Source organism: Mycobacterium sp., assembly GCF_039583805.1.
Lineage (GTDB): Bacteria > Actinomycetota > Actinomycetes > Mycobacteriales > Mycobacteriaceae > Mycobacterium.
On sequence record NZ_JAVKSH010000093.1, the window covers coordinates 2,112 to 15,366 of the forward strand.

13 protein-coding genes and 1 pseudogene are annotated in these 13,255 nt (G+C 70.5%); 6 read left to right on the forward strand and 8 right to left on the reverse strand.

Annotation, left to right across the window (positions count from 1 at the left end; all coding sequences use genetic code 11):
- Positions 1-242 (reverse strand): annotated as a pseudogene (locus tag ABDW21_RS12970) (hypothetical protein); the annotation flags it as partial.
- Positions 243-372: 130 nt separating this feature from the next.
- Entirely contained in the window at positions 373-1,917 is a 1,545-nt protein-coding gene (metG, locus tag ABDW21_RS12975) for a methionine--tRNA ligase (RefSeq protein WP_343602038.1), read from the reverse strand.
- A 19-nt stretch (positions 1,918-1,936) separates the two neighbouring features.
- On the opposite strand from metG, the gene ABDW21_RS12980 reads away from it, so the two are divergent.
- The 6 genes from ABDW21_RS12980 (at position 1,937) to ABDW21_RS13005 (ending at position 7,826) form a co-directional block, all read left to right on the forward strand.
- Entirely contained in the window at positions 1,937-2,794 is an 858-nt protein-coding gene (locus ABDW21_RS12980) for a TatD family hydrolase (protein WP_343602037.1), read from the forward strand.
- A 142-nt stretch (positions 2,795-2,936) separates the two neighbouring features.
- A complete protein-coding gene (locus ABDW21_RS12985; protein WP_343602036.1) occupies positions 2,937-4,067 on the forward strand; it encodes a transglycosylase family protein in 1,131 nt (376 codons plus the stop codon).
- Entirely contained in the window at positions 4,040-5,005 is a 966-nt protein-coding gene (rsmA, locus tag ABDW21_RS12990) for a 16S rRNA (adenine(1518)-N(6)/adenine(1519)-N(6))-dimethyltransferase RsmA (RefSeq protein ID WP_343602035.1), read from the forward strand. The genes ABDW21_RS12985 and rsmA overlap by 28 nt, the downstream gene beginning before the upstream one ends.
- A 9-nt stretch (positions 5,006-5,014) precedes the next feature.
- Positions 5,015-5,971, forward strand: coding sequence for a 4-(cytidine 5'-diphospho)-2-C-methyl-D-erythritol kinase (locus ABDW21_RS12995; protein ID WP_343602034.1), 957 nt, complete (start codon positions 5,015-5,017; stop codon positions 5,969-5,971).
- Between the two features lie 65 nt (positions 5,972-6,036).
- The gene (locus ABDW21_RS13000) at positions 6,037-6,195 is read left to right on the forward strand and encodes a hypothetical protein (protein ID WP_343710531.1); all 159 of its coding nucleotides are present in this window, start codon (positions 6,037-6,039) and stop codon (positions 6,193-6,195) included.
- Positions 6,192-7,826, forward strand: coding sequence for a fatty acyl-AMP ligase (locus ABDW21_RS13005; protein WP_343602032.1), 1,635 nt, complete (start codon positions 6,192-6,194; stop codon positions 7,824-7,826). The genes ABDW21_RS13000 and ABDW21_RS13005 overlap by 4 nt, the downstream gene beginning before the upstream one ends.
- A gap of 146 nt (positions 7,827-7,972) precedes the next feature.
- Here ABDW21_RS13005 and pth read toward each other — a convergent pair whose 3' ends face one another.
- The 6 genes from pth to glmU all read right to left on the reverse strand — a co-directional run.
- Positions 7,973-8,548, reverse strand: a complete 576-nt coding sequence (gene pth, locus ABDW21_RS13010) for an aminoacyl-tRNA hydrolase (RefSeq protein ID WP_343602031.1) — start codon at positions 8,546-8,548, stop codon at positions 7,973-7,975.
- A gap of 3 nt (positions 8,549-8,551) precedes the next feature.
- Positions 8,552-9,229 (reverse strand): 50S ribosomal protein L25/general stress protein Ctc, encoded by a 678-nt coding sequence (locus ABDW21_RS13015; protein ID WP_343710532.1) that lies wholly within the window; start codon positions 9,227-9,229, stop codon positions 8,552-8,554.
- Between the two features lie 124 nt (positions 9,230-9,353).
- A complete protein-coding gene (locus ABDW21_RS13020) occupies positions 9,354-10,223 on the reverse strand; it encodes an oxidoreductase (RefSeq protein WP_343602028.1) in 870 nt (289 codons plus the stop codon).
- A gap of 28 nt (positions 10,224-10,251) precedes the next feature.
- Positions 10,252-10,890 (reverse strand): LpqN/LpqT family lipoprotein, encoded by a 639-nt coding sequence (locus ABDW21_RS13025; RefSeq protein WP_343602026.1) that lies wholly within the window; start codon positions 10,888-10,890, stop codon positions 10,252-10,254.
- 113 nt (positions 10,891-11,003) lie between these two features.
- Positions 11,004-11,984: a ribose-phosphate diphosphokinase gene (locus ABDW21_RS13030; RefSeq protein WP_343602024.1), complete on the reverse strand. Its 981-nt coding sequence runs from the start codon at positions 11,982-11,984 to the stop codon at positions 11,004-11,006.
- A gap of 62 nt (positions 11,985-12,046) precedes the next feature.
- Positions 12,047-13,255: bifunctional UDP-N-acetylglucosamine diphosphorylase/glucosamine-1-phosphate N-acetyltransferase GlmU (glmU, locus tag ABDW21_RS13035; protein WP_343602022.1), on the reverse strand; the 1,209-nt coding region annotated here is incomplete at its 5' end.

The following is a 13,255-nucleotide window of genomic DNA, read 5'->3' on the forward strand; positions in this document are numbered from 1 at the left end:
GCGGCGCCAGAGCCGGGCCGGACGTCGAACGCGTCGGCGGCGCCAGAGCCGGGCCGGACGTCGAACGCGTCGGCGGCCTCGACGGGTCGTATCGACACGCTGGGGGCGATCACCGCCGACGCGCCGAACCACTCCCCGGTCAGCGCGGCGGGCGGTGGCAGGCCCAGCCGAACGGTGGCGTCGCCGACGGCGCGCAGCACCTCCGGCGCGCCGCCAAGATCGCCGAGCCGATCGATCCGCACCGGTCTAGCTTGATGTGTCGCGCGGGCAGACGCAAAAGGCCCGGCTTCTCCGCTCGTACGCCGCGAGAGTGCAACTGTCGACGCGTCCACTCGGGCAACGCGTCGGCAGTTGCACTCTCGCGGCGCGAACTCAGTCAACCTGGTAGCGCGGAAATACTGCGCTCGGCGCCGGCAACGCCGTGCCAGGGGCCAGCCGAACCCCGGCGGCGGCAAACGTCCGCTGGTCGGGCGGCTGACCGAGCAGGTCGAGCAGCGTGCCCGCCGACTCGGGCAGCACCGGCTGAAGCAGCAGCGCCGCGATGCGTACCGCCTCGCACGTCACATAGAGCACCGTGGCGAACCGATCCTGATCCGCGCCAGATTCGCTTTTGCGCAGCACCCACGGTTGCTGCGCGGAGAAATACCGGTTGGCCGCACCGAGCATCAGGAAGATCGCTTCCAGCGCCAGATGCATTGCCTGCGAATCGAATTCGGCCCGCACGCGCTCCAGCAGGCCGTCGGCGGCCGCCAGCAAGCTCACGTCGTCGGCGGTGAATTCGCCCGGCTGCGCCACGATACCGTCGAAGTTCTTGGCCACCATCGACAGCGACCGCTGCGCCAGGTTACCCAGCTCGTTGGCCAGGTCGGTGTTGATCCGGGTGATCATCGCCTCGTCGCTGTAGCTGCCGTCCTGGCCGAACGGGACCTCGCGCAGCAGGAAGTAGCGCACCTGGTCGACGCCGAACCGTTCGATGAGCGCGACGGGGTCGATCACGTTGCCCACCGACTTACTCATCTTCTCACCCCGGTTGAGCAGGAACCCGTGCGCGAAAACCGTGCGCGGCAACTCGATTCCGGCGGACATCAAAAACGCCGGCCAGTACACCGCGTGGAACCGGATGATGTCCTTGCCGATCATGTGCAGATCCGCGGGCCAGTAGCGGCGGAACAACTCCGAGCCGGTGTCGGGGTAGCCGGCCCCGGTCAGATAGTTGGTCAGCGCGTCGACCCAGACGTACATGACATGGTCGGGATGCCCGGGCACCGGCACGCCCCAGTCGAACGAGGTGCGCGAGATCGACAGGTCCCGTAGGCCGCCGGAGACGAAGCTGACCACTTCGTTGCGGCGCACCTGCGGCGCGATGAACTCCGGGTGGGCTTCGTAGTGGGCCAGCAGCCTGTCGGTGTACGCCGAGAGCCGGAAAAAGAAGGTCTGTTCCTCGGTCCAGGTCACCGGCGCCCCGGTCTCCCCCGCCACCCGGGTTCCGTCGTCGAGAACCGTCGTCTCCGATTCGACGAAGAACCGCTCGTCGCGCACCGAATACCACCCGGAGTAGCTGTCGAGGTAGATGTCGCCGGCGTCGGACATCCGCTGCCAGATCGCCACCGACGCCGCCAGGTGGTCGGCGTCGGTGGTGCGGATGAACCGGTCGAAGGAGATGTTCAGCCTTTCCTGCAACCGCTGGAAGACGTCGGAGTTGCGGTGGGCCAACTCCGCGGTCGGGATGCCCTCCGCCGCGGCCGTCTCGACCATCTTCAACCCGTGCTCGTCGGTGCCGGTCAGGTAGCGCACGTCGAAACCGTCGAGCCGTTTGAACCGGGCGATCGCGTCGGTGGCGACGTACTCGTACACGTGCCCGATGTGCGGTTCGCCGTTCGGGTAGGTGATCGCGGTGGTGACGTAGTAGGGCCTCATCGAGAGTCCACCCTATGGTGTGGCGATGAGTTCCAACCGGCCCGCCGAACGACAAGCGCCGCCCGCTCCCGCGCCGCTGAGCCCGCTGGTCGACGCGCACACCCACCTGGACGCGTGCGGCGCCCGCGACGCCGGCGGGGTGCGCGCCGTCGTCGACCGCGCCGCGGCCGTCGGCGTCACCGCGGTGGTCACCGTCGCCGACGACCTGGACTCCGCGCGCTGGGTGACCCGCGCCGCCGACTGGGACCACCGGGTCTACGCGGCGGTGGCGCTGCACCCCACCCGCGCGCACACGCTGACCGACGCCGCCCGCGCCGAGATCGAGCAGCTGGCCGCCCACCCGCGGGTGGTGGCGGTCGGCGAGACCGGCATGGACCTGTACTGGCCCGGCAAGCTGGACGGCTGCGCGCAGCCGGCTGCGCAGCGCGACGCCTTCGCCTGGCACATCGCGCTGGCCAAACGGACCGGCAAGCCGCTGATGATCCACAACCGCGAGGCCGACGCGCAGGTGCTCGACGTGCTGCGCGCCGAGGGCGCCCCGGACACGGTGATCTTCCACTGCTTCTCCTCGGGTCCCGCGATGGCGCGGGCGTGCATCGACGCCGGGTGGCTGGTCAGCCTGTCCGGCACGGTGAGCTTCCGCAACGCCCGCGAGCTGCGCGACGCCGCGGTGATGGTCCCCGACGGGCAGCTGCTGGTGGAGACCGACGCGCCGTTTTTGACCCCGCACCCCTACCGGGGCGCACCGAACGAGCCGTACTGCCTGCCCTACACCGTGCGGGCGTTGGCCGAGCTGGTCGACCGGCCCGCCGACGAGCTGGCGCATGTCACGACCGCCAACGCCGGCCGGGTTTACCGGTTGGCCGCCGAAGCTTAAGAGCGTCGTGAGAGTGTCGCCGCGCGGTTGCTCTTTCTAGGCCGCTTCGTTACCGTCTTGTGATCGAACGGTGGGCGCTGGGGCCCAATTTGGTTCGTCAACCAGGATGCTGCGAAAGTTGCGTTGAGGTCGGGATACGCGCGTGTCGAATGTACTGAACAGACTTCATCAGACCCGGTCACTGCCCCTTCGCCTACTCACAGCCGCACTGCTGCTGGTTTTGGCGTGCGCGGGCGGCTACGCGGTGGCCGCCGCCAAGACGATCACGCTGAACGTCGACGGCACCCGGATGGCGGTGACGACGATGAAGTCTCGGGTGATCGACATCGTCCGGGAGAACGGCTTCGACGTCGGCGAGCGTGACGACCTGTACCCCGGCACCGACGCGCAGGTGCACAACGCCGACACGATCGTGCTGCGCCGCAGCCGGCCGCTGCAGATCTCGCTGGACGGCCGGCAGGCCACGCAGGCGTGGACGACGGCGTACACCGTCGATGAGGCGCTGGCCCAGCTCTCGATGACCGACACGGCTCCGGCCGCGGCCTCACGGGGCAGCCGTGTCCCGTTGGCCGGGATGGCGTTGCCGGTCGTCAGCGCCAGGACCGTGGAGCTCGACGACGGCGGCACCGTGCGCACCGTGCATCTGGCCGCGCCCACCGTCGCGGGCCTGCTGGCCGCCGCCGGTGCGCCGCTGCAACCCAGCGACCAGGTGACGCCGGCCGCGTCGGCGCCGGTGGCCGACGGGATGCACATCCAGGTGATCCGCAACCGCATCGAGCAGGTGACCGAGCGGGTGCCGCTGGCCCCGGTCGCGCGTCGCATCGAGGACCCGGAGATGAACGTCAGCCGACAGGTCGTCGAAGACCCCGGCACCCCGGGCGTCCAAGACGTGACGTTCGCGGTGGCCACGGTGAACGGCGTCGAAACCGGCCGGCTGCCGGTCGCCAACACGGTCGTCACCCCGGCCCGCGAGGCCGTGGTGCGGGTCGGGGCCAAGCCGGGCACCGAGGTGCCGCCGGTGCCCAACGGGTCCGTCTGGGACGCCATCTCGCGATGTGAAGCCGGCGGAAACTGGGCGATCAGCACCGGCAACGGGTACTACGGCGGGGTGCAGTTCGACCAGGGCACCTGGGAGCGAAGCGGCGGCCTGCGCTACGCGCCGCGCGCCGATCTGGCCACCCGTGAAGAGCAGATCGCCGTCGCCGAGGTGACCCGGCAGCGTCAGGGCTGGGGCGCCTGGCCGGTGTGCAGCGGAAGAGTGGGCACGCGCTGACCATCCGGCCGCTGGGACGTGCCGACATCAGGCGCCTGGCCAAGGAACTCGACTTCCGGCCACGAAAATCGCTGGGGCAGAACTTCGTCCACGACACCAACACGGTTCGACGAGTGGTGTCTGCCTCCGGGGTGAAGCGGCCCGACCACGTCCTGGAAGTAGGACCCGGGCTCGGTTCGCTCACGCTCGCGCTGCTCGACCGCGGCGTCACCGTCACCGCCGTCGAGGTCGACCCGGTGCTGGCCGGCTGGCTGCCGCATACCGTCGCCGAGCACTCGCAGCGCGAGATCGCGCGGCTGACGGTGCTCAACCGGGACATCATGTCGGTCCACCCGGCCGACCTGGACGACGAGCCGACGGCGGTGGTGGCCAACCTGCCCTACAACGTGGCGGTTCCGGCGCTGCTGCATCTGCTGGCGGAATTCCCGTCCCTTCGCACGGTGATGGTGATGGTGCAGGCCGAGGTCGCCGAGCGGCTGGCCGCCGAGCCGGGCGGGAAGGACTACGGCGTGCCCAGCGTGAAGGTCCGCTACTTCGGCCGGGTCCGCCGGCACGGCACGGTGTCGCCGACGGTGTTCTGGCCGATTCCGCGGGTCTACTCCGGGCTGGTGCGCATCGAGCGCCACGAAACCCCGCCGTGGCCGACCGACGAGGCTTTCCGCCGGCAGGTGTTCGAACTGGTGGACATGGCATTCGCCCAGCGCCGCAAGACATCTCGCAATGCCTTCGCGCAGTGGGCGGGCTCGGGCAACGAATCGGCCAATCGGTTGCTGGCCGCCAGCATCGACCCAGCGCGCCGCGGCGAGACGCTGAGGATCGACGAGTTCGTGCGGTTGTTGCAGCGCTCCGGCGACGTCGACGCCGGCAGCCGGTCCGCATCGCGCCGGCCCGCCCGCGTCGTCGCCGGGCAAGTACCGGTTCCACGCCCGCAGCGTTAGTCTCGTGCGGTGCCTCGGGACGGAAACACCGCTGTTCAGTGGGTGCCCACCGGGTCGGTGACCGTCCGGGTGCCGGGCAAGATCAACCTCTACCTGGCCGCCGGTGACCGTCGCGACGACGGCTATCACGAGCTGACGACGGTGTTTCACGCGGTCTCGTTGTTCGACGAGGTCACCGTCCGCAACGCCGACGTGCTCTCGCTCGAGCTGCTTGGCGAGGGTGCGGACTGCTTGCCCGCCGACCGGCGCAACCTGGCGTGGCAGGCTGCCGAGCTGATGGCCGAGCACGTGGGGCGGGCGCCGGACGTCTCGATCATGATCGACAAGGCCATCCCGTTGGCCGGCGGCATGGCCGGCGGCAGTGCCGACGCCGCCGCCGTGCTGGTTGCGATCAACGCGCTGTGGGAGCTCGGCGTGCCGCGACGCGACCTGAACGTGCTGGCCGCGAAGCTGGGCAGCGACGTGCCGTTCGCGCTGCACGGCGGCACCGCGTTGGGCACCGGCCGCGGCGAGGAGCTGGCCACGGTGCTGGTCCGCAACACCTTCCACTGGGTGTTGGCGTTCGCCGAGGGCGGGCTGTCCACCCCGGCGGTGTTCGCTGAGCTGGACCGGCTTCGAGGCCGCGGATCCCCGCCGCGCCTCGACGGGCCCGGGCCGGTGCTGGCGGCGCTGGCCGCCGGCGACGCCGAGCGGCTGGCGCCGCTGTTGGGCAACGAGCTGCAGGCGGCGGCCGTGAGCATGGACCCTGCCCTGCGCGCGGTGTTGCGGGCCGGCGTGCAGGCCGGCGCCCTGGCCGGCCTGGTGTCGGGCTCGGGACCGACGTGCGCATTCTTGTGTGCGTCGGCGCCCGCGGCCGTCGACGCCGGAGCCCAGCTGGCGGGAGCAGGGGTCTGCCGGACGGTGCGCGTCGTCAGCGGCCCGGCCCAGGGCGCCCGGGTGGTGCCGGCCCCGGTCACCGGCGGGTGACGGTTCGACGGCGTTTTGACCGCGACGTTTGGCGCATCTTTAAGAGGAGTTTAAGATACTAGGCGGTGACGAAGACCAGTCAGGACATGCGCACCATTGCACCGCCCGCCGAGTACTCCGGCGGGCGATCTGCGAACGCCGCGCGCGTCGCCACCGTCGCGGTCGACAGCGGGCGCAACATGGAACCCTGGGCGGTTGCGCAGGAACCGAGGAGGTTGTCGTGAGCAGGTTCACCGAGAAGATGTTCCGCAACGCCCGAGAGTCGACGAAGGGCATGGTCACCGGCGAGCCCGGCCCCCCGGTTCGGCACACCTGGGGTGAGGTGCACGAGCGCGCACGCCGGGTGGCGGGCGGCCTGGCCGCGGCCGGGGTGGGCCACGGCGACGCGGTCGGCGTGCTGGCCGGCGCGCCGGTGGAAATCGCGCCGACGGCGCAGGGACTGTGGATGCGCGGCGCCAGCCTGACCATGCTGCACCAGCCCACCCCGCGCACCGACCTGGCGATGTGGGCCGAGGACACCACCACCGTCATCGACATGATCGCGGCCAAGGCCGTCGTCGTCTCCGATCCCTTCCTGGCGGCCGCCCCGGTGCTGGAGGACAAGGGCGTCACGGTGGTGACCGTCGAGCAGCTGCTGGCGTCCGACCCGATCGACCCCGTCGACACCGCCGAGGACGATCTGGCGCTCATGCAGTTGACGAGCGGCTCGACGGGATCTCCGAAAGCCGTCCAGATCACCCACCGCAACATCTACTCCAACGCCGAGGCGATGTTCATCGGCGCCCGCTACGACGTCGAGCGCGACGTCATGGTCAGCTGGCTGCCGTGCTTCCACGACATGGGCATGATCGGCTTCTTGACGGTGCCGATGTTCTTCGGCGCCGAGCTGGTCAAGGTCACCCCGCTGGACTTTCTGCGTGACACGCTGCTGTGGGCCAAGCTGATCGACAAGTACCGGGGCACCATGACCGCCGCCCCGAACTTCGCCTACGCGCTGTTCGCCAAGCGGCTGCGCAAGCAGGCCAAGCCCGGCCAGTTCGACTTGTCCACGCTGCGGTTCGCGCTGTCGGGCGCCGAACCGGTGGAGCCGGCCGACGTCGAGGACCTGATCGACGCGGGCAGGCCGTTCGGGCTGCGGCCCGAGGCGATCCTGCCCGCCTACGGGATGGCCGAGACCACGCTGGCGGTGTCGTTCTCGGAATGCGACGCCGGGCTGGTCGTCGACGAGGTGGACGCCGACCTGCTGGCCGCCCTGCGCCGCGCCGTTCCCGCCACCAAGGGCAACACCCGTCGGCTGGCCTCGCTCGGGCCGCTGCTGCGCGACATCGAGGCCCGTATCGTCGCCGATGACGGCACGGTGCTGCCCGCCCGCGGCGTCGGGGTGATCGAGCTGCGCGGCGATCCGGTGACCCCCGGCTACCTCACCATGGGCGGTTTCATCTCGGCGCAGGACGAGCATGGCTGGTACGACACCGGCGACCTCGGTTACCAGATGGAGAACGGCCACATCGTGGTGTGCGGCCGGGTCAAGGACGTGATCATCATGGCGGGCCGCAACGTCTACCCGACCGACATCGAGCGGGCCGCCTGCCGTGTCGAGGGTGTGCGTCCCGGTTGCGCGGTGGCGGTGCGCCTGGATGCCGGGCACTCCCGCGAGACGTTCGCCGTCGCGGTGGAGTCCAACGACTTCGAGGATCCCGCCGAAGTGCGCCGCATCGAGCACCAGGTCGCCCACGAGGTCGTCGCCGAGGTCGACGTGCGGCCGCGCAACGTCGTGGTGCTCGGCCCGGGGACCATCCCGAAGACCCCGTCGGGCAAGCTGCGCCGGGCCACCTCGGTCACCCTGGTCACCTAGATCTGCCGCGGAGCACCCGCGAAAGCCCTAGCCGGCGCTCGCGCCGGACAGAGCTGTCCGCCGACTGCGCGGTTTCATACGCCAGCGCGGCGCGTCGCGAATGAAACCGCACACTCGGCGACGTTTCCACCTCCACCGCGGAGCACTCACCAGGCGTGCACCACGTTCTGCGCGGGCTCCACACCAAGCTCGACGAGCAGCTCGGTGGCGTCGGCGGCCTGCTCGCAGATCGTCGGCACGTCGGCGCGTTCGGCGGCGGTGAACTTCTCCAGCACGAACGCCGCCGGATCCTTGCGCCCGGGCGGGCGCCCGATGCCGATGCGCACGCGCGCAAAGTCCTTGGTGCCCAACGCCGCCGCAATCGAGCGGAGCCCGTTGTGGCCGCCCTCGCCGCCGCCCACCTTGAGCCGGATCCGGCCGAAGTCGAGGTCGAGGTCGTCGTGGATGACGACGACGTCGGCGGGCGGCACGGAGTAGAACCTGGCCAGCGGTCCGATCTGGTGGCCGGACTCGTTCATGAAGCTGCGCGGCTTCGCCACCACCACCGCGCGCCCACCGAGCCGGCCGGTGGCGGTCTGGGCGCCGGAGCGCTTGTGCCCGGTGAAGGTCGACCCCAGCCGTGCGGCCAGCAGGTCGGCGACCATGAACCCCAGGTTGTGCCGGGTCTGGGCATAGCCGGATCCCGGGTTGCCCAGGCCGACGACCAGCAGGGGCTCGGCCATCCGTTACTCGGAGTCGGTCTCGGCCGCCTCGGCGTCGGCGGCCTGTGCCGGAGCTTCCTCGGCTTCGGCGGCCTCGCCGCCGCCTTCGGCCTCGAGGTCCGCGGCGGTCGGCGCGTTCACCACGTTGACCACCAGCAGCTCCGGATCGGACACCAGGGTGAGGCCGGCCGGCAGCGCGATCCGCCCGGCGGTGAACTGGGTGCCCGGCTCGGCGCCTTCGATCGAGACGGTCAGCTGCTCGGGGATCGAGAGCGCCTCGGCCTCGATCTCGATGGTGCTGGTCTCCTGGGTGACCAGCGTCCCGTACGCGGCCTCCCCCTCGACGTCGACGGACACCTCGACGACGACCCGCTCGCCGCGGCGCACCACCAACAGGTCGGCGTGCTCGATGGTGCGGCGGATCGGGTGGATGGCGATCGCCTTGGTCAGCGCCAGCTGCTGCGTGCCGTCGATGTCGAGGGCCAGCACAGCGTTGGCGCCGGCGTGGCGCAGCACCGCGGCGAAGTCGTGTCCGGGCAGCTCCAGGTGCTGCGGGTCGGCGCCGTGACCGTAGAGGACGGCGGGAATCTTGCCGTCGCGCCGCGCCCGGCGGGACGCGCCCTTGCCGGTCTTCGTCCGCACCGAGACGCTCAGCTGGCTGGTTGTCGGGCCCGCAGATTTGGCCCCCGCAGATTTGGCCATGATGTCGCTCCTGTGTCGATGGCACGGCCGGACATCGCGACAACCCCAGGGGTCCCCGCCGATCACGGTGGCTGCCTGCAGCCACCCTCGCCGTGACGCCCGCAAAGGTTAGCGCATCGGCGCCTCAGAGCGGAAATTTGACGCCGGTGAGCCGTTCGGAGATTTCCCACAGCGCGGCGGCGGTGGCGGCGCGGGTGGCCAGTGGGCTGCGGCGGACCGGCTGCGTGCGGCCGAGCATCACGAACCGCGGGCCGACGAACGTGTCGCCCGGCACATCCTGCGACGCGGCGTAGAGCGTCTGGCGGGCGCCGAAGTCGGCGTCGGTGGCCGCGATCCGGTTCGCGGCCCGCATCAGCGTGTTGCCGATCCGGCTGGCGGAGTGCCCTTGCAGGTTGGTGCTGGAGTAACCGGGATGGGCGGCCAGCGCCCGCAGCGGCGACCCGGCCGCGCTCAGACGTCGTTGCAGTTCGCTGGTGAACAGCAGGTTGGCCAGCTTGGACTGGCCGTAGGCCAGCCACGCCGAGTAGGGCCGGGCCGTCCAGTTGAGATCTTTGAGGCTGATGTAGCCCGCCAGGTGGACTATCGACGAGACGGTGACCACACGGTCGGTGAGCTTGGGCAGCAGCAGGTTGGTCAGCGCGAAGTGACCGAGATGGTTGGTGCCGATCTGGCTCTCGAAACCGTCGGCGGTCAGCGCATACGGGGTCGCCATGATCCCGGCGTTGTTGACCAGCACGTCGACGGTGTCCACCCCCTCGGCGAACTGCCGCACCGAGGCCAGGTCCTGCAGGTCGAGGCGGCGCACCTCGACGTCTCCGGGCATGTGCAGCGCCGCGGCCTCGCCCTTGCCGGTGTTGCGCACGGCCAGGACAACCTGCGCCCCGACCCTCGCCAGTTCGCGCGCGGTCACCGCCCCGAGGCCGCTGTTGGCGCCGGTGACGACGACGCTGCGTCCGGCGAACGAGGGCAGGTCGGCGGCGGTCCACTGGGTCACAGCAGACAACCCTAGTGGCCGCCGGGTTCTACCCGGCGGCGACGGTGAATCCGTTGATGATCGACTCGATGCCGGCCGATTCCGGAACTGCCTGGTCGGCCAGGCTGGTGACGACGAACTGAACGAGGTAGCGCTGACGCTGCGGCGGTGATCCGGTGGCGATGACGGTCCGTCTGAAGGTGTGCAGTCGCTTGCCGTCGAAGTCGTAGCTGTACTGAATCATCGACGACGGAAAGCCGTGGAAGTCGGCGGCCGACGCGTCCAGCTGTGCGAAGTTCTGCGACTGTGCCGCATCGACGTTGCTGTGCTTGACCACTTCGGCCGGATCGAAGTCCCCGCTCAGCGTGAAAACCGTCAGCATCGCGTTGGGGTAGGGGCTGTCCTTGGAGATCACTTCGGTCGCCGGCGGGATGTTCGCGCCGGTGCGCCTGGCCCACCCCGGCGGTGTCGGCATCGACACCGTCAGGCCGGTCAGCTTGTCGGGCGCCACCTGCGTCGCGCCGACGCCGGAGTTTTCCAGATATTGCGAAAACGGAACCGGCTCGGCAGTGGTCGTCGGCGGTGCTGACGACGAGTTCGTCGACCAGATCGCTTGGTAGTCAGGGGCGTCCGCCGTGCAGCCGCCGGTCAGCAGCACCAGCGCCACCGCCAAAGATCGGCGTATCACCGGATTTGGCGCACCGTGTCGAGGACCACCGCGGCCGGCTCGTCGCGCTCCGGCGTCGAGACGCGATCCGGCGTCGAGCAGTGTGCGTCGTCGTCGACGACGGTGCCCGACATCTAGGCGTCCCCGTCGAAAAGCCCGGTGACCGAACCGTTTTCGAACACCGCACGGATCGTGCTGGCCAGCAGCGGCGCGATCGAGAGCACCGTGAGCGCACCGAAGCGCTTCTCCTCGCCGATCGGCAGCGTGTTGGTGACGATCACCTCGCGGGCGCCGCAGTCGGCCAGCCGCTGCGAGGCCGGGTCGGAGAGCACACCGTGGCTGGCCGCGATGACTACGTCAGCGGCGCCGTCGTCGCGCAGCAGCGTGACCGCGCCGGCGATGGTGCCGCCGGTGTCGATCATGTCGTCGATCAGCACGCAGGTGCGCCCCGCCACCTCTCCGACGACCCGGTTGGACACCACCTGGTTGGGCACCCGCGGGTCGCGGGTCTTGTGGATGAAGGCCAGCGGGACCCCGCCCAGCGCGTCGGCCCACTTCTCGGCGATGCGCACCCGGCCGGAGTCGGGGGAGACCACCACCATGTCGCCGCTCGGATAGTTGTCCTTGATGTAGCCGGTCAGCAGGTTCTGCGCGCGCATGTGATCGACCGGGCCGTCGAAGAAGCCCTGAATCTGGTCGGTGTGCAGGTCGACGGTCACGATCCGGTCCGCGCCGGCGGTCTTGAGCAGGTCGGCGACCAGCCGCGCCGAGATCGGCTCGCGGCCGCGGTGTTTTTTGTCCTGGCGGGCGTAGGGGTAGAACGGCACGACCGCGGTGATCCGCTTGGCGCTGCCCCGCTTGAGCGCGTCGATCATGATCAGCTGCTCCATCAGCCATTGGTTGACCGGCGCCGGGTGGGACTGCAGCACGAACGCGTCGCAGCCGCGCACCGACTCGTTGAACCGCACGAAGATCTCGCCGTTGGCGAAGTCGCGGGCGGTCTGCGCGGTGACGTGGACGTCGAGCTCCTTGGCCACCTGCTCGGCCAGCTCGGGATGCGCGCGACCGGAGAACAGCATCAGGTTCTTGCGATTGTCGGTCCAGTCGTGGCCCATTAGCTGCCCTCGCGGTTCGGATCGAGATGGTGGCCGAAACACCTAAATACTAGGAGATGGCGTCACTGCTTCTGATCGGTCTCCGATTGTGCCTTCTCCGCGGCCTGCGCGGCGGCGCTGCCGGGCCGCTTGCGCTGCACCCAGCCGTCGATGTTGCGCTGCGGGCCGGCCGACACCGCCAGCGCCCCCGGCGGCACGTCGTCGCGGACCACGGTGCCGGCCCCGGTGTAGGCGCCGTCCCCGACGGTCACCGGGGCGACGAACATGGTGTCGGAGCCGGTGCGCACGTGCGAGCCGATCCGGGTGCGCTGCTTGGACTCGCCGTCGAAGTTGACGAAGACGCTCGACGCGCCGATGTTGCTGTGCTCGCCGATGTCGGCGTCGCCGACGTAGGTCAGGTGCGGCACCTTGGTGCCGTCGCCGATGCTGGCGTTCTTGGTCTCGACGAACGCGCCCAGCTTGCCCTCGGCGCCCAGCTCGGTGCCGGGACGCAGGTAGGCGAACGGACCGACGGTGGCGCCGTCGCCGATGGACGACGACGTGCCGTGCGTGCGCACCACCGACGCGCCGTCGCCGACGCGGACGTCGGTCAGGGTGGTGTCCGGGCCGATCGCGCAGCGGCAGCCGATGCGGGTGCCGCCCAGTAGCTGGGTTCCGGGCGCGATGACGGTGTCGCGGCCGATGCTGACGTCGACGTCGATCCAGGTGGTGGCCGGGTCGACGACGGTGACGCCGGCCAGCTGGTGGACGGCCACGATGCGGCGGTTGAGTTCGGCGCCCAGCTGCCCCAGCTGGACCCGGTTGTTGACGCCGGCCACCAGCGCGGCGTCATCGACGTGCCGGGCCGCCACGGCGTGGCCGTCCCGGCCGGCGATGGCGACCACGTCGGTGAGGTACAGCTCGCGTTGGGCGTTGTCGGCGGAGAGCCGGCTCAGCGCCGAGCGCAGCGCGGCGACGTCGAACGCGTACACCCCGGAGTTGACTTCGCGGATCTCGCGCTGCGCGGGCGTCGCGTCGGCCTGCTCCACGATCGCGGTCACCTGGTGGTCCGGGCCGCGCAGGATGCGGCCGTAGCCGGCGGGATCACGCAACGTCGTGGTCAGGACGGTGACCGCGGCCCGGTGCGCGCTGTGCGCGGCGATCAGGTCGGCCAGCGTGTCGGCGTCGAGCAGCGGGGTGTCGCCGGAGGTGACCACGACGACGCCCCGGTAGTCGTCGGGCAGCGCCGCCAGGCCGCACAGCGCCGCGTGGCCGGTGCCGAGCTGGCGGTC

Coding starts and splice junctions, on each gene's coding strand:
- metG (WP_343602038.1), bottom strand. CDS start 1,917: ATGAGGCCCTACTACGTCACCACCGCGATCACCTACCCGAACGGCGAA.
- pth (WP_343602031.1), bottom strand. CDS start 8,548: ATGGCCGAGCCCCTGCTGGTCGTCGGCCTGGGCAACCCGGGATCCGGC.
- ABDW21_RS13015 (WP_343710532.1), bottom strand. CDS start 9,229: ATGGCCAAATCTGCGGGGGCCAAATCTGCGGGCCCGACAACCAGCCAG.
- ABDW21_RS13030 (WP_343602024.1), bottom strand. CDS start 11,984: ATGGGCCACGACTGGACCGACAATCGCAAGAACCTGATGCTGTTCTCC.